13 protein-coding genes are annotated in these 16,468 nt (G+C 54.9%); 5 read left to right on the forward strand and 8 right to left on the reverse strand.

Annotation, left to right across the window (positions count from 1 at the left end; all coding sequences use genetic code 11):
* The 3 genes from K0A93_03135 to nrfH form a co-directional block, all read right to left on the reverse strand.
* Positions 1-3,580: CxxxxCH/CxxCH domain-containing protein (locus K0A93_03135; GenBank protein ID MBW6511100.1), on the reverse strand; the 3,580-nt coding region annotated here is incomplete at its 3' end.
* Between the two features lie 473 nt (positions 3,581-4,053).
* Positions 4,054-5,553: an ammonia-forming cytochrome c nitrite reductase gene (gene nrfA, locus K0A93_03140; protein ID MBW6511101.1), complete on the reverse strand. Its 1,500-nt coding sequence runs from the start codon at positions 5,551-5,553 to the stop codon at positions 4,054-4,056.
* Between the two features lie 26 nt (positions 5,554-5,579).
* Complete coding sequence (nrfH, locus tag K0A93_03145; GenBank protein MBW6511102.1) at positions 5,580-6,104, reverse strand: cytochrome c nitrite reductase small subunit; 525 nt, start codon at positions 6,102-6,104, stop codon at positions 5,580-5,582.
* 489 nt (positions 6,105-6,593) lie between these two features.
* On the opposite strand from nrfH, the gene K0A93_03150 reads away from it, so the two are divergent.
* Together K0A93_03150 and K0A93_03155 are read left to right on the forward strand one after the other, a co-directional pair.
* Positions 6,594-8,171 carry a DUF3365 domain-containing protein gene (locus K0A93_03150; protein MBW6511103.1) on the forward strand — a complete coding sequence of 526 codons (1,578 nt, stop codon included), beginning with the start codon at positions 6,594-6,596 and terminating at the stop codon, positions 8,169-8,171.
* Positions 8,146-9,480 (forward strand): sigma-54 dependent transcriptional regulator, encoded by a 1,335-nt coding sequence (locus tag K0A93_03155; protein MBW6511104.1) that lies wholly within the window; start codon positions 8,146-8,148, stop codon positions 9,478-9,480. Before K0A93_03150 ends, K0A93_03155 begins: the two co-directional genes overlap by 26 nt.
* 3 nt (positions 9,481-9,483) lie before the next feature.
* Here the strand turns inward: K0A93_03155 and K0A93_03160 are convergent, their stop codons facing one another.
* The 3 genes from K0A93_03160 to K0A93_03170 form a co-directional block, all read right to left on the reverse strand.
* A complete protein-coding gene (locus K0A93_03160; GenBank protein ID MBW6511105.1) occupies positions 9,484-10,176 on the reverse strand; it encodes an endonuclease III domain-containing protein in 693 nt (230 codons plus the stop codon).
* Complete coding sequence (locus K0A93_03165; protein MBW6511106.1) at positions 10,173-10,313, reverse strand: hypothetical protein; 141 nt, start codon at positions 10,311-10,313, stop codon at positions 10,173-10,175. The genes K0A93_03160 and K0A93_03165 overlap by 4 nt, the downstream gene beginning before the upstream one ends.
* A 334-nt stretch (positions 10,314-10,647) precedes the next feature.
* Positions 10,648-11,706: a hypothetical protein gene (locus tag K0A93_03170; GenBank protein MBW6511107.1), complete on the reverse strand. Its 1,059-nt coding sequence runs from the start codon at positions 11,704-11,706 to the stop codon at positions 10,648-10,650.
* Between the two features lie 345 nt (positions 11,707-12,051).
* Here K0A93_03170 and K0A93_03175 point away from each other — a divergent pair, with 345 nt between their 5' ends.
* The 3 genes from K0A93_03175 to yjjJ all read left to right on the forward strand — a co-directional run bounded on the left by K0A93_03175 (position 12,052) and on the right by yjjJ (position 15,372).
* Positions 12,052-12,297 (forward strand): CDGSH iron-sulfur domain-containing protein, encoded by a 246-nt coding sequence (locus K0A93_03175; GenBank protein MBW6511108.1) that lies wholly within the window; start codon positions 12,052-12,054, stop codon positions 12,295-12,297.
* A 112-nt stretch (positions 12,298-12,409) separates the two neighbouring features.
* Positions 12,410-13,765, forward strand: coding sequence for an adenylosuccinate lyase (gene purB, locus K0A93_03180; protein MBW6511109.1), 1,356 nt, complete (start codon positions 12,410-12,412; stop codon positions 13,763-13,765).
* Between the two features lie 248 nt (positions 13,766-14,013).
* On the forward strand, positions 14,014-15,372 hold the full coding sequence (yjjJ, locus tag K0A93_03185; protein ID MBW6511110.1) for a type II toxin-antitoxin system HipA family toxin YjjJ: 1,359 nt from the start codon (positions 14,014-14,016) through the stop codon (positions 15,370-15,372).
* Between the two features lie 466 nt (positions 15,373-15,838).
* Here yjjJ and K0A93_03190 read toward each other — a convergent pair whose 3' ends face one another.
* Both K0A93_03190 and K0A93_03195 read right to left on the reverse strand, forming a co-directional pair.
* Positions 15,839-16,102 carry a Txe/YoeB family addiction module toxin gene (locus K0A93_03190; GenBank protein MBW6511111.1) on the reverse strand — a complete coding sequence of 88 codons (264 nt, stop codon included), beginning with the start codon at positions 16,100-16,102 and terminating at the stop codon, positions 15,839-15,841.
* Positions 16,099-16,341 (reverse strand): type II toxin-antitoxin system Phd/YefM family antitoxin, encoded by a 243-nt coding sequence (locus tag K0A93_03195; protein MBW6511112.1) that lies wholly within the window; start codon positions 16,339-16,341, stop codon positions 16,099-16,101. Before K0A93_03195 ends, K0A93_03190 begins: the two co-directional genes overlap by 4 nt.
* Between the last annotated feature and the right edge of the window lie 127 nt (positions 16,342-16,468).

The following is a 16,468-nucleotide window of genomic DNA, read 5'->3' on the forward strand; positions in this document are numbered from 1 at the left end:
TCCCGGCATCGGCGATCCCGGCAACGAAGCCTGCGGCGCCGTTGCGGTGCGCATAGGTGTAGCTGTCGGCGCCGGTGTGACACTGGGCGCAGTCGCTGCGATCTTCTGCGGTGGTGTTGACGGTGACGGTGGTGTGCCCGGCGTGCGCGCCGGTCGCCGGGGCGTTGCCGTGACACAGGTTACAGCTTGAACTATCGACGTCCCAGTCCGCCAGATAGCCACCAGCGGAAGGATCGTGACAGGCGGCGTTGTTGCAGGTGTTGTCGAGATCAACAAAACCCGTTATGAGTACCGAGGCATTATCCGCCACAGCCACCGCGCGGGCGGCGAGGGTCAACCCTTCATCAGCACCGGTGGTGTCGATGTGGGCGGTATCGGTCGGCACGGTGGCGTCATGACAGCTGGCACAGGTGACACCGCTCAACGCCAGGTGTTTGCTGTGCGCGAGGCCGTCACCACCACCATTTTCCGGGGGATTGCCGTGACAGGAATCACAGCTCAGCGAGGTGGCGGTCCAGACCGCAGCCTGTCCTGCGGCGGTGGCGTGACAAGCACCCGCACAGCTGGTCACCGTGTCATCACCGAGCACACCGCGTGTCCCGTTGTCATCATAGCCGAGGCCGACAACGAAATTGGTCACACCGTCCATGTGCGCACCACCAGAAGTATAGGTATAGCTGGTCACCGTGGCACCGTGGCACTGGGCGCAATCAGAGAAATCTTCGGCGGGATTCGTCATATCACCATCGGCGACAGTGATATGCGTCTGGTGTGCACCGGAGGTCAACGCCCCTTTGGTGGTTCCGGGGGCATAGGCATGGCAGTCACCGCAGTTGGTGCCGCCGTTGGAGCTGAACGGTGCCGCGTTGGTATGTCCATTGTGACAGGTAAAACAGTCCGTACCTTCATTATGGGGCGCGCCAGTGGCGTCAGCGCGATTGTGTGCCACCACGGTGTGACAGGTCGCGCAGAGGTCATCACCGTTGGCGGCGTCACTCTCATCGTAGGAACCGGCGCCGGTCAAAGCGGTGAAATCAACCGTGCCACTGTAGTTGCCGGTCGAGGTCGTATTGACCATATAGATATTGCTGCTACCGTGCGGATCGTGACAGACAGTACAGCCCTTGGCCTGGTGGGTGACAATGGTGGTGTGACAGGTGGTGCAGTCAAAACCGCCGACCAGGCGGGTATCGTCACCGCTGATACCATCAAAATGGCCGGCGGCAGCGGTGTCATGACAGGCATTACAGCTTTGATTCGCTGCAAGGTTAGCGGACACAAGATAGGTGCCGGAGGTCTTGTTGTGACCGGTGGTCGTGGCGGAATCCTTGGCGGGTGCGGTCTTGGCAGTAACAACCGCCAGTGCCCCGAGGTGGCAGGTTTCACAACTTACCGACGCGCTGTTGGTCCAGACCGGCTCGGCATCAACTTCGCTACCGGCAACCGTGGCACCGTGGCAGGCGTTACAGGTTGCCTGTGCCGGGGAACCGATGCTGCCGTCGAGGTGACCGGCATGGGCGGCGGTATTGGCACCGGCGCCGTGACAGGTAGCGCAGTCGATCCCGCTGACCGCCAGGTGTTTGGCATGAGTGGCAGAGGCAGGTGCGTTGGTCAAAACACCGTTATCGGTGCCATTATTATGACACGATGTACAGGTGATTGTTGTGCCGTCCCAGTCAGGGGACTTGAAATTGCCGCTACCATCGGAGTGACAGTAGACGGCACAGGTTCCGGTTGCGCCGGAATAGGGAGTCGCACCGACGGTGAGGAAACCGCTGGTGTCAAAAGCGACATCGACGGTCTTGTTAACGTGCGTGGTACCGATGGCACCGGCAACCAGAGTTGTGGCGCTGGTGGCAGTATTAACATGGCAGGTCTTGCAGCTCACTCCGCTCAAGGCCAGGTGCGCGGCGTGGGAAGCGGAACCGTTGGTCATCGCGGCACTGTTATCATGACAAGCATTGCAGGTCGTGATCGCTCCGGTGGTACTGCCTGCTGCCCAGGCCGGAATGGTCGCCGCCACATAGCTGCGGGCGATATCACTGGTCCGGGCACCGCCGTTGGAGTGACAGTAGACCGCGCTACAGGTGCCCGCACCAGAAGTCGTGTAGGTCGGGGTCAGGTTGCCGTCGCCGCTGGCGAGGGCATCGTAGCTGCCACCGACAAAAACGTCCTGGAAGGTGCCGGTATCGTGGCTGTTGTTGAGGTGACAGATGGCACAGCTGAAGGTGTAGTTACCGCTGCCAGCGGCATGAGCGGCGTGCGGGGTCGCTGATTCGTCTTTGAACGGGGTGTAGCCGGCGGCATAACCGTCAGGCCCGCCCGGCGTATTCACACTGGGAGGATAGCCGTGGCAGCCGTCGCAGCCGCCAGCCGCTTCAAATGAGTACGTCCCGCCATCGTGGGTGTGACAGGTGCGGCAGTTTTCCCCTTCGATGTGCGTCCGGGCACTGGCCGGCATGGCCGTCAACTGCCCGTGGCACTGTTCGCAATAACCGGCACTGTCACCGACGCTTTCGCCTGACCAGACCTGGGCAACGGTTTTGCTCCCCCCGTTGGTCGTGGTCGGATCTTTGAAATTGAGCGTGCTGACCGTTCCGAAAGCGGTGGTGGTCACCTCAGCGCGCAACACAAAGTAGTTCGGATCACCGTTGTTGTAGACATGGCCGCTGTGACAACCGAGACAGCCAAGAGCTTCTGTTGCATTGCCGTGAGGCTGATAGGTATGACAGGCCTGGCAGAGATTGGAACGCAGTTGGGCGGTTTCGGCGGACGATCCCCCGGTCCGCAGAGGTCCGTCGGTACGGAGCAGGTTGCCGTCGGAGGACACAAGAGTGCTGGCAGCCCCGTCAACGGTCGTTGAATTGGAATCGGTAAAGTGGACGCCATGACAAGAGGTACAACTGACCATTCCGGTTGCGCCCACGGTGCGCACGTCACCGCTCCCGGTGTTGGTGATCGAAGCGTTATATTTTGAGGGATTGGCGGCAGCAACGGCGGCATAATTGACCGCGGCCCCGACCGGGTGAGTCAGGTAGGCGTTGGCATTATTGATGTACCACGGTTTGTGACAATCGGCGCACATCTGGTCTTCATCCGTCGGAACCTTGAGCAGTTTCAGTTTGACATTTTTATCCGCATGAGGATCGTGACAACGGAAACAATGCAGCTGCCCCTCAGTTATCCGGTAACGGCCATTAAATTGAGTCAGATAAAGAGTCGGCTTTGCAGCACCTGCTGCCGGGACGTTTTCGCCGGAAGTTTTCAGCCACAGGTGGGATGTCTGCTCGGACGGTGTTGCACCGGAAATTTCACTGGTAACAGTATTCATCGTGTTACTGGCATCGTCGACACTGAAAAAACCGGGGATATTATAGGTGACATCATCATTAAACATCACCGTGGGGTTCGTGCTGACATGACATAACGTACAGGGATTCCCGTCCAAGGCGGCCATATTCAAGCCAGGCTTGTGACATTGGTTGCAGCTTGCATAGTGGGTCTGTCGCGCGACACTCAATGAGGGCAGCAACATAAGCGCGACAAGGATAAGCGCTGCTTTATTCGCAAAAGTAAACATAGGTCAGACTCCCAGTCGGAAAGGACTCGTTTATATCTGTCAATTAATTGAATTTATAGCGATACGCCATCTCATTGATGCAAATTTCACTCCAAACAGGATCATGCCAAGCTTCAGGCTCCATGTCAGGGCTCATAAAGAACAAAAAAGTAAGCAAAAAAGACCTCTCCGGTTGCAATAAAAGTGACATCACTCCGTGACAAAGAAACACCTGCAGCACCCGAATTCCCGGTCTATTGGCGGATATCCGGGGAAAAGGCCAGTTTGAGCATTTCATCGAGCGAGGAGGATTTCTACCGTGCATTTGCACAGTTTGAGTCACTTAAAGGCACATAAACCAGCTGAGCAGGTGAAGAAGCATTGACTTGCGATCAGGGAAAAAGAGGGGACGAAAAATATTGGTGCAACTGAGTCGGCCCTGTCCGCGCGAAGCGAACAGGGCCGATTTTCAATCAGCAGTAGCTGGCTGTTTTTTAGTTGTAGGAGGTCTTGAATTTCATCTCTGCGCGCGATTTAGGGTCATAAATTCCTTTGCTTTTCCCGGCTTCGATCCACTGCTGCCGGAGCCCGCTGAGGAAACTTTTCTTTTCCTGAACCAGCGTGTCGAAAGGCAGGCCAACAACCTGCTGGGCTTTTTCCTTGGTCGAAAAATCGGGCACAACGTAGTCGGCGGCCTTATATTTGGCCAACACCGTGCGCAACTTCAGGCGGGCTTCCTGCCCCTTGTTGATGGCGCTGCCCAGCACCCGCAGGGTCTCTTCGGGAGCATGGAAAAAGGAGCCGTGGGAAGCGATGGAGTAGTCCCAGCGCCATTGGGCGTGACGAAGATCCTGCAATGCCGGTCGCATCTCTGCTTCAGTCGCTCCCAGCTCCCAGGCCTTGCCCGCTTCGAGGTGGGCCTTGGCGAGAACATCCATGGCGATGCCGGAAAGTTCGTTTTTACGCTCCAGCTTTCGCTCGATAGTCGCGCGGAATTCTTTTTCAGTTCCCTGGTGACAGTTCAGACAGGTGTTGCCAATATTGTCGAGCGGACTGCCGACCTGGTGGTTGGAATATTTGACCCCGCCTTCGCGGACGTAAGGCATGTGGCAGTCGGCGCAGGACAGCCCCTGTTTGCCATGGACGCCGGTGACGAACATTTCATAGCCGGGGTGCTGGGCCTTGAGCATCGGGGTCTTGCTGATCGCGTGCTTCCAGTCGGAAAAATCACGATCATCATAGTATTTTTCGATCTGTTCGGCCGAGAAACCATTGTCCCACGGCAAGGTCACAACCCCGGCGGTCTTCTTCACCCCTTTGTCGTTCCACTCCGTTTTCTTGAAATAATACTCAACGTGACACTGGGCGCAAACCAACGTCCTCATCTCCTGATGCGTGGCTTCGGCATACTTCAAGCTGCCTTCAGCGTCCAGCCCCCGCTCCAGATAAGGACGGGTCGCGGACAGTTTCATGGTCTTGTTGTCGTGACAGTCGGCACAGCCGATGGTGTTGACAATCTCACCACCAAGCCGGGCCCATTTACCGGTGAAATAGTCGAGCTCACCGTTCTTGTCCATCACCCGCGGCACATCAGGGGATTTGCAGGTCCAGCAGGCGGTTGGCATTGGCCCGGACTTGTCGTCGACCGGCGCGCCGGTGCGCAGGGTGTTGATGTTGTCTTCAAGGGCGTAATAATGGCCGCGCGGCGCATTGTAGTCTTTTGCGAAACCGTACCCAGCCCACATCACCACCAGCGCAGGAGATGATTTCAGGACATCCTTGATTTCGTCACTTTTGCTCGTCTTCATGTAGGAATCATACTGACGGGGGAAATACTTGCCCCACTCCGAGCTGCGTGGTTCCAATTTCTTGATGTCCGGAACAGCATTGATCGCCTGCTGTTCTGCCTTGTTTTCCTTGATCGAAACCAGCAACAACAGCATTGGAACGATGACGACAATCGATACAATTGTAACAATCCATGATCTTTTCATTGTTTATTCTCCCTGGTTAAGTTTTGCTATAGTTCTTTGACGCCGAGGTTGTTTTGTGCTGCCAACAGACTTCTGGTGGTGCCGTGGGGCACGCTCCGATGACATTCCCAGCAGTTGCGCCCCATTGGCACACCGTCTTTTTGAGGATAGCGTTCACTGTTGGCCAGCATCTGCGAGACCAGCTCCTGATGGCAGGAGATACAGTTGGCCTGAATTCTCTCGGCAGCGTTGTCGGTGATACGCAAATTCTTGCCGTAGCTGCCCAGCGTCATGGCGAGAGAGTGGTTGATGCCGTCCCTTGATTTGGAGATCATCTTGTTGATAAAGGTATCGCGCGGCAGATGACACTCCACGCACGTGGCTCGATCGCGATGCGAGCTGTGCTGCCATGTTGCGTAGTGGGTGTTCATGGTATGGCAGTTGATGCAAGCCTTCGGGTCTCCCGAGAGATATGAGAGCATTTTCGATTCGTAGACGACATAACCGAACATGCCGAGTACCGCGACGACGCAGCAACTTGCCAAATACTTCATTACTTTTCCGGTTTCCATAAGCAGCCCTTTGCGTTATTTTGGTTGACAGGATATCTTGCAGACGAACTCCGCATAGAGTTTCCCCTGGGGTAACTGTTCAGCTCTTTTGTAGGAGCGGCTTTAGCCGCGAACAATCGCGCCTGAAGGCGAATCCTACAGCGTCATTCCGGCAAGATTTTAGCCGGAATCCAGATTTTTCAGGTTTAAAGGCTGGATCCCCGACAGGAGCACTCGGGGATGACGGCCTTTGGTCGAGCAGGTGAATAATTACCCCCTGGGTTCAGTTTCATCCGGAGTCCGTTTCATTCGAATAATCTGCACCCACCGTGCCATCGAAAAAGATATGTAAATACAGTAAGTTGAAAGGCCTGCTCGGATTTAATGTTACTTTATGGTAGCGCTCCACCTGAATTGATCGTTACCACTTAGTAACATTATTTTTTTCATTATTATTTTATAATATTTCACGAAACACCGATTACAACCGCACTAAAGGTTTTTTCCGGCATGCAGCTAAGGACGCGCTTCATACTTCTCATCGGGCTGGTGATCAGCTGCTCCTACGGGGTAACTTTTTACCGGACTTCCGATTTTCAGGAAGAACTGGTGGTTGAACAGGCGACCTTGCAGGCAAAAATGCTTTTTCATCAGATTCGGCTTACCCGCCAGTGGGTGGCGGATCACAACGGACTTTTCTTTGTCAAGGGGCCAGGCGTCGAGCCCAATCCGTTTTTGAAAGAAGGGCAAATCCGCGATGCACAGGGCAACTGGCTGGTCAAACGCAACCCCGCGATGGTCACCCGCGAACTCTCTGTTTACGCTGCGCGAGAGGGGATGGGACAGTTCAACGTCACCAGCCTGCGCCCGCTCAATGCGGACAACGCCCCGGATGATTTCGAACGCCGTAGCCTGCTATCTTTCGAACAGGGAGCCAGGGAGGCGATTGCCATTGAAAAGGTCGCCGGTAAAAAACGCCTGCGTTACATGGCGCCGCTGCTGGTCGAGAGTCAGTGTCTGCAATGTCACGCCGAACAGCATTATTCAATCAACGACATTCGCGGGGGGATGAATGTCACCATCCCGATGGATCGTGCTTTTGACGAAATCAGCAACAACAACCGGATGTTGCTGAACATTGCGCTGGCCACCATCGTTATCGTTGCGTTGACAATCTTTTTTCTTTTCGATTTGCTGGTCGCCAGGCGACTGAAAAGCCTTGCCCGGGAAATGGACCAGTACCCGCTCCAGCGGCGACTGGAGCGTTTGAAAACACCGGATAAGGCCGATGAAATCGGCACGTTGGCTGGCCATTACCGCAGCCTGTGTCGGCGCCTGGAACGGTCCCAGGAAGAACTCAATGCCACCCGCGAGCAGGTTTTTCAGAGTGAAAAGCAGGCGGCACTGGGGCGGCTGGTTGCAGGGATCGCACATGAAATCAATAACCCCCTGGGGGGGATGCAGAACTGCATTCAAACGATGAAGCGAAATATGGAGCAGCCCGATCTGCAAATTCGTTATCTGGAGCTGCTCGCACAAGGGGTTGACCGGATCAAGGGAACCGTGCAGCAATTATTGAATATCGGTCGCAAAGAACCGCTTGAATTTATGCGCGGGGACGTCGACGCGATGATCGATGATTGCCTGGAACTGACCTGCATGGGACGCGACAAGGTCACCATCACCCGGCAACTGAAGATCGGCAGACCGCTCCTCGTCGGGATGGAGGGGCTGCGCCAGGTGGTGATGAATCTGGCCGGCAACGCCGTCCAGGCGATGGGAGACACGGGGGGGACGTTGTGCGTGAGCAGTCGGCTGGAAGAGCTGCGCCTGGTGCTCGAAATTGCCGATAGCGGGCCAGGTATCGCCCCGCAACACCTGGACAAGATCTTTGAACCGTTTTTCACCACCAAGGAGGTTGGCGAAGGCACCGGCCTCGGGCTCTCCGTCTCCCACGCGTTGATTAAGCAGATGGATGGTGAGCTGTCAGTTCGCAACGGCACCGCGGGCGGCGCGATTTTTACAGTAACCGTCCCTCTGGCGCAGGAGGAGAAAGGGAGCTATGACCATACGTATTCTGGTCGCTGAAGATGAAGAGATCATGCGCATCACGGTTCTCGATCACCTGCGCAATCAGGGGTGGCTGGCCGATGAAGCGGCGACCGGGACCGCGGCTTTGGAGCTGGTCAGGAAAAACCACTATGAGCTGATCCTCTCCGACATCCGCATGCCGGGGATGGACGGCGAACGATTGCTGACTGAGGTAAAAAGAGTGGCCCCGCGCACGGAGGTGGTCATGATGACCGCCCACGGCAGCACCGACAACGCCGTCAACTGCCTGAAAAAAGGGGCGGCAGACTACATTCTCAAGCCGTTTGACCTTGATGACCTGACCTTTCGCATCAACCGCCTGCTCGAAATGCAAAGGATCAAGGCCCGCTGTGTCTCTCTGGAGCAGTGCTGCGGCCTGCGCCGACCGCTGATCGGCTCCAGCCCGGCCATGGAGAAAGTCCTCAGCCTCATCAGCCAGGTCGCTCCGGCGGACTCCTCGGTCCTCATCCAGGGAGAAAGCGGCACCGGCAAGGAGCTGGTAGCTGCCGCCATCCATTACGAGAGCCGCCGGGCCGACAAACCCTACATCCGGGTAAATTGCGCCGCAATCCCCGCCGGGCTGATGGAATCCGCACTTTTCGGCCACGAAAAAGGAGCCTTCACCGGTGCCGACAAAACGGTCATCGGCAAATTTGAGCTGGCGGATCACGGGACTATTCTGCTCGACGAAATCGGTGATCTGCCGCTTGATCTGCAAGTGAAACTGCTGCGGGTCCTTCAGGAACGGGAAATCGAGCGAGTCGGCGGCAGCAACACCATCCCTGTCGATGTACGGGTCATCTGTGCTACGGCGAAAGATCTCGCCGATCAAGTACAAAAGGGCCATTTTCGGCAAGATCTTTATTACCGTTTGCAGGTGATCCCGATTCAAATCCCCCCGCTGCGCCAACGTCCTGACGACATTCTTGAGTTGGCCACCTTTTTTCTGCGCGAGTTCGGTGACGAACGGGGGATGTCCTTTCAACTGTCGCCGGAGGCGCGCCAGGCCCTGGAACAGTACCCCTACCCTGGCAATGTGCGCGAGCTGCGCAACCTGCTGGAGCGCGTCTCGGTCCTCGCTCCAGCCCCCAAAATTCAGCTCTGGGACCTGCCGGTAGAGATCCGCAACACCCTCCATGACAGTGACAGCGAAGCGGACAATCTCGCCGCGACTGTCGCTGCCGCCGAGCGCAAGTGTATCCTGCGGGCGGTTGAGAAAAGCGCTGGCAACAAAACCGAAGCGGCGGCCCTGCTCGGGATCAGCCGGAAAAATCTCTGGGAAAAGATGAAGCTCTACGGGTTGTAGCGGTCATTTGAACCGGTCGGGCGGCAGGTTTACCGTGCTGGCGGCGCACACCGGTCGCAATGGACAGGGGGCGCAATCCGGATGGCGTTTATGGCAGAACTGTTTACACATCTCGACAATCAGCGCGTGATACGCGGCATAAAGTTCGACATCCTCAGCGAGCTGCGTCATGAAGAGCGTGCGAATGAATTCATAGCGCTCACTCCCCGACAATAATCCCAGACGTGAAAAAAGCCGTCGGGTATAGGCATCAACCACGAATGTCGGATGTTTCCCGGCATAGAGCAAAATCGAATCAGCGGTTTCAGGCCCGATCCCCTTGAAAGCGAGCAGCTGACTTCTGACCGCTGCAAGTTCCCCCGCCAGCAGTGACTCAATCTGCCCCTGATGAACGGCGCACAGATGGTGCGCAAAAAGGTGCAAATACTCCGCCTTCTGGTGAAAAAATCCGGCAGGGCGAATCAGCTGTTCGAGCTCATCGCGCGCCATGCCGGAAATTGCCGACGCGGTCAGCAGGTCATGGTCACGCAAATTATTGATTGCCAGCTCGACATTGCGCCAGGCGGTATTCTGCGTGAGAATCGCCCCGACGGCAACCTCGAATGGACTCTCGGCGGGCCACCAGTGCAAATCACCAAAACTATCGTGCAGGCGGGTGAAGATTGCTGAAAACCGGTCAGAAAGGAGCTGTGTCACGTGGCCAGTTCCGCCAGTCGATGGCAGGTCTGTTGAGCGGCATCGACACCGGCGAAGACTCCTGCATGGATCGTTACAGCAGCGCTGCGAATGGAATCAGCAGTGTCATGCCTGCCACAGCGTCCAGGATAGATCATTCTTGTTGGTGCTATGCGTAAATTTTGCCCCGCACACCAGGCAGCAGTAGTCTTGTTCTGTGTATCCCTGGGGTTTTGTTCCTTTGAAAATACGCGGCGCTTCAACGAGTTTCAGGTCCTCGTGAGGTTTTCCATTGCGTGTTTTTTTAGTTTGTTCTTCACATTGAGGACAAATTTTCATGATCCTTCTTTCTCGTTTTTTGCCGTAGTGCTGCCTGTGGAAACCGGCACAACAGGGACAACGACATACCTTTAACGCGGGAGGGGGAGAGGCGACAGATGTTCGGCATGGTACACGCTTCGTGGCATAAAAGATAGACTGTCCCAACCGCGATCAGGTGATGCCGGCATATTCAAGGAACGTTACCGGCGGGCGATAGATTTCCTGTTTGTACAACAGCTCATGAATTTGTTCCGTATTGAAGTAATGCGCCTCAAGGGCCTTGCCCTGCTCCATCCAGAACCCGAATTGCGGCACGAACGAATTGTGCCGCACCGAATGGTCGATGGTCAGCCCCGCCAGGACGAAGATATTGCGGTGACTGCCATCAAAATAGTCGGTAATATACGACGCCATGCGATGAAACTGGCGCCAGGTGTTGATATCGCAGATGCGCCGGTGGGGCTGGTTGGACGAAACGATTTCGGGAAAGAAATCGAAGACCGAGGCTTCGAGCATACGGAGCGGCTCAAGACTGTCGTGATCAAGGTTTTTTCTGAAGCTGAACGTGTCTGGCGTCAGGCGCTTGCCGATCGGTTGCGGCGTTTCAGTCAATTCTCCCAGGGCGGGATGATCGGTGATCAGCGCATGATTCATCGGGAAGATTTTCCCCAGCGAGCCCTCACCGGTCGATTCCCCCCCGACCAGGCGATTCAGCCTGAGCTGAATCCGTGCTATGCTGCTGCGTGGTTTGCTGAAAAGATACTTATACGGAATTTCAATCTTGGCGGTGCCCCCTTCCCGAAAGATCTTGATTAATTGCGTGGCGCGTTGATAAATCTGCAAATACTCGCCGAGAACCCGCGTGAGTTTGCCACAACAGGGCGCAACATCGCCGTGGATGCGCTCGATATAGCCGATGCCATCTTCCTGCTGCGCACCGAGGTGACTGCCACCAATAATCACCAGATCGTTGCCGTGATGCGCCGCTGTTGCCAGACGGGTCGGGTCAAGCAGGGCGCCGACCCGCCCAAGATTAAACGAAGGACAGTTGAAAACGTAGCCGAAAAGAGCTTTTTTGATCGACTGGCCTTCATCTGAACATTGCCAGATCGCGGGAAGCGTACCGGAAAAACCGGCTTTATCGGTCAAGTAACGGATTCTGCCGAAAAGCTCCATCAGTTCAATCGAGGGAAGATCGAGTAGCTTTTCGTCAGGTGGCGAAATCGGCATGGTCGTCTCCAAAAGCAAGCAGAGGATCTATCCGAAGTAATATATAACATTGTTTTAGTTTATTTGTAAAAATATTTATAATGGTCAGAAAAAACCGCTGGTCCCCTTTTTGTTCCAGACATGATGGCGTCGCAAAAAGTCCGCCCTACTGCGTTACGCCGGTTTTTCAGGACCTCGACCTACCTGATGCAGATCTTCGCCCCTGAAAAACCACCAGGCCTTGTAGGACAAATTTTTTGCTTAGCCATCTAATTCTTTTTTGCGAGTACATCAGACATGGTAGAATCACCGGGCAAAAGGACGGATCAACAGTGATGCCCCCGTAGACGGAAGTGAGGAGAACACATGAACGACATGAATACCGATGCCGGAATGCCAATTGCCATAACCCTGGAACCAGGGATCTACTTCCGCTGTACATGCGGAAAATCAAGCACCTTGCCATTTTGTGACGGGGGGCACTCCGGGAGCAACGTGCTGCCGTTGCGTTTTGAGCTGACCGAACGACAGAAGGTCTATATCTGTAGCTGCGGCAAGACCGGGAAGGCTCCCTTTTGCGATGGACATTGCGGCGTCGCGCTGCCGAAATAATCAATCATCCCGCGCAAAAGGAGTGAAACATGCGCGTGATGTCGAGAAGGGGGTTGCAGTTCAACCGCTCCTTGGCTATATTTGCCGTCCATCCCGTTTAAGGAGCGAAACCATGATTACCGCCATCAGCCCGATTGACGGCCGTTACGCCGCAAAAGTTGCCCCACTCACAGAGTGTTTTTCTGAATATGCCCTGCTCAAGAACCGGATCAAGGTCGAGATATTGTGGATCCTCGCCCTCTGTCGCGAGGACGGCATCCCCGAATGTCGCGCCGTGACCGCCCCGGAAGAAGCGCAACTGCGCTTGATTATTGCCGATTTCACCCCCGCTGAAGCTGAAAAGATCAAACAGATTGAAGCGGTGACCAACCATGATGTCAAGGCGGTTGAATATTATCTGAAAGAACAGCTTGCCGGTTCGTCACTCGCAGAGCTTGCCGAGTTTCTGCACTTTGCCTGTACCTCGGAGGACATCAATAACCTGTCACACGCGTTGATGCTCAAGGACGGTCTCGCTGTCCTCCAGCCGTTGCAGGAACAGCTCATTGCCACACTCAAAAAACTGGCACATGAATACAAGGATATCCCGATGCTGGCCCGGACCCATGGCCAGACCGCTTCGCCAACCACCATCGGCAAGGAGCTGGCCGTTTTCACCGCGCGGCTGCAAAAACAGAGTGCCGGGATCACAGCGGTCGAACTGCTCGGCAAACTCAATGGCGCAGTCGGTAACTTCAACGCCCATCTTGCCGCCTATCCGCACGTTGACTGGGCAAGGTTGGCCAAAACGGTCATCGTCGACGAACTGCACCTGACGCAGAACCTCTTCACGACCCAGATTGAACCGCACGACTACATGGCTGAACTGTTCGATGCCATGTCGCGCTGGAATACCATCCTCACCGACCTCAATCGTGATCTCTGGGCCTACATCTCAATGGGATATTTCGGGCAAAAAACGGTTCAGGGAGAGATCGGCTCGTCAACCATGCCGCACAAGGTCAACCCGATCGATTTTGAAAATTCGGAAGGTAACTGCGGTCTGGCCAACGCCATGTTCGGCCATCTCTCCGCCAAACTGCCGATTTCGCGACTGCAACGCGACCTGACTGATTCAACGGTGTTGCGTAACATGGGGGTCGGTTTTGGCTACACCATGATCGCCTGCCATGCGACCCTCAAGGGGCTCGGCAAACTGCAACTTAACCGGCAGAACCTGGCCGCTGATCTCGATCAGGCCTGGGAGGTGCTGGCAGAACCGATCCAGACGGTGATGCGCAAGGCGGGGGTTGAGAAACCGTACGAGAAGCTCAAGGAATTGACGCGAGGACAGAAGATTGATCGCGAAATAATCCGCCGCTTTGTTGCAAAACTCGACATAGCGGACGAGGACAAAGAGCGTTTACTGCAAATGAGCCCGGCGAGCTATGTCGGCATGGCAGCCGGGATTGTTGAGCTGCTTGATTGATGGCGTCGCAACAAACCCGCCGCCTTCATCAGCTGTTCTTCACGCATGAAATGCTCCCTTGACGGGCCAGGAGATATCCATGCCCCCTGGGGCAGCCTATCAATTATCGCCCCCCCCCTCCCCGCGCCTCTTCAAAAAACTTCTCATCATTATGTATTCAAAGTTAAATTCCACATTGATGTTAAGGCTTGTTATGACAGGCACTTACATGCTATATTTCCATTCAAAATCTATTCAGAAAGATAGTTATGCGAGAAGATTTAGAGACACGCGTGCTTGAGAAACTTGCCGCCGGCACAAAAACTGCCAGGCAATTGGCCAACGCACTGGACGTCAGCCAGCCGTCAATATCTCGATCCATCAGTAAACTTGAAAGGAACGTATTGGTCCTCGGCAAGGGTCGTGCGACCCAATATGCTCGCCCTCGTGTTGTGAGAGGGACAACGAGCACATTCCCCGTGTTCAGGATTGACCAAGCTGGCGACGCGCATTTGATTGGCCGTCTGCACACCTTGTTGGCTGGCCAGTACTGGTGGCACAGCGAAGAGAATACAGATAGCAGCCGTCTCTACAATTACCTGCCATGGTTCATTCAGGATATGCGCCCGGACGGCTTCCTCGGCAGAGCTTTTGCCAACAAAGAAGGAACAAACCTCGGCCTGCCTGAAAAGCTCAATGATTGGAACGATGATGACGTTTTGATTGCCCTGTCAAAGCGCGGAGAAGATCATATCGGCAACCTGGTCATTGGCGACGAATCCATACAGCGCTATTTAAAGTTCGCTCAGCAGAAATCTCGGGTCATTGCTGATCATGATCGACCGCATCTTTATCCAGTCCTTGCAGAAGAAGCCCTTGGAGGCGATCCTGCCGGGTCATCCGCAGGAGGTGAGCAACAAAAATTCACCGCCTCAATTCAGGATGGAGACGAGATCAGACACGTATTGGTCAAGTTCTCTTCACCGCTTCACACCCAGGAAGGCAGACGCTGGGCCGACCTTCTGATGTGTGAACACTGCGCGCTTGACATTGTCAATGCAACGGGGATCGCCGCATCTCAAAGCAGGACACGGGAAACTGGCAATCGACTATTTCTTGAAGTTGACAGATTTGACAGGACTGGAAGTCTGGGGCGGTGCTCAACATTGTCACTGCGTGCAATTGACGGTGAATATACCGGCATTGGAGACGATTGGGCTCAATGCGCCGTTGCGTTACAGAAAGCAGGTGTCATCTCCAAAGAAGATGCCAAGAAGATGCGCTGGCTTAAAGCATTCGGAACCCTGATTGGTAACACCGACATGCACACAGGAAATCTATCATTTATTCGCATCGAACCACGTTTCTATACACTCGCACCTGTATACGACATGCTGCCGATGCTTTATCGGCCCGTATCTGGCGACATTCCGGAAAGGACCTTTAGCCCCACGGGGCCGACTGCAAATACGGCAGATGTCTGGGAGAGCGCCGTTACGTGTGCACTAAATTTTTGGGATACAACGGCTGAAGAGCAAGGCATTTCTGGAGACTTTAGAGTTATCTGCAAACAAAATCTTAAAACCCTTCACAAGCTCAAAGCCGGGCCTAAAATCATTGCCAGTTAGTTTCTTGAAAGCCCCTTGTAGAGAAGGAAGAGGGTAAAAGGGGCAACATCCTTAAAAGGGGGACGTAGTTAAGCTGGTTAACTTGAGTGTTCTGGCTTGAAAATCTTAAAAGCAGCTTCGCGGGTCGCGGCCCGCTGCCGCCTCACTCTTTTGCTGGGCCAAAAGAGCTGACGTCTTTATGACCCAAAAACTCTTGAATCGTGCAAACCGCTTTCAAACAAATGGCGAGTAAAAAAGTAACAAGAAGTTGCGGCAAGGGGGTTGGTTGGGGGACGGTGGCTGCCGGGGGGGTGGTTATCTGATTGGCTTGTCCCTGAGGTCGAGCCCCTCTGCTGCTCGTTCATCGGTTTTCTCCCATGCCCAGGCGATAAATGTCGCAGATGAAAATAAACTTGATCGATTAAAAGCGTCAACTAAAAACTCATCAATTCCGTATCACTCCGTCCGCTCGGCGACTTGTTAGCCCCTATTCGTAATGCGTCCACATGCGCAGCACCTTCACGGTGCCGATCTCTTCGAGGACATGGTAGACCAACCGATGCTTGATATTGATGCGGCGCGAGCAGGCTCCAGCCAGGTCGCCGACAAGTTTTTCGTAAGGTGGAGGGGGTTGGAAGGGGTTCTCGACCAGAATGTCGAGCAGGAGCCTTGCTTTCGGCTTCAGCCCGGCGGCGGCCAACTTCTGGGCGTCCTTCTGAGCCCGCCTGGTGTAGGCCAGTTTCCAACTCACCAGTCCAACGCCTCATCGCACTCCGCGACAGGAGTCTTCATTCCCTCAATGATCGACTCTCGCATGCCGGGAATGGAGGTGAGATAGAGGGTTTCCTGCACGGCCCGCCAATCATCTTCTGCAATCAACACAGCATTGCCGCGCTTGCCGGTGATCTGGATTGGTTCGTGTGATTCCGATACGTCGTCGAGGAGCTTGTAGAGAAGTTTTCGGGCTTCGGTTGCGGTAATGGTCGTCATGGTTGCCTCCTGTGCGTACATAAAAGCGTACGCCTATTCAGGGACAATGTCAACTGCGGGCTAACTAAAAACTCATCCATTTTCGCAACCGCGCCGTTAAATCCGTCTTTTCAGCGTAAATCAGCGT

Source organism: Desulfuromonadaceae bacterium (genome assembly GCA_019429445.1).
Taxonomy (GTDB): Bacteria; Desulfobacterota; Desulfuromonadia; order Desulfuromonadales; family JAHYIW01; genus JAHYIW01.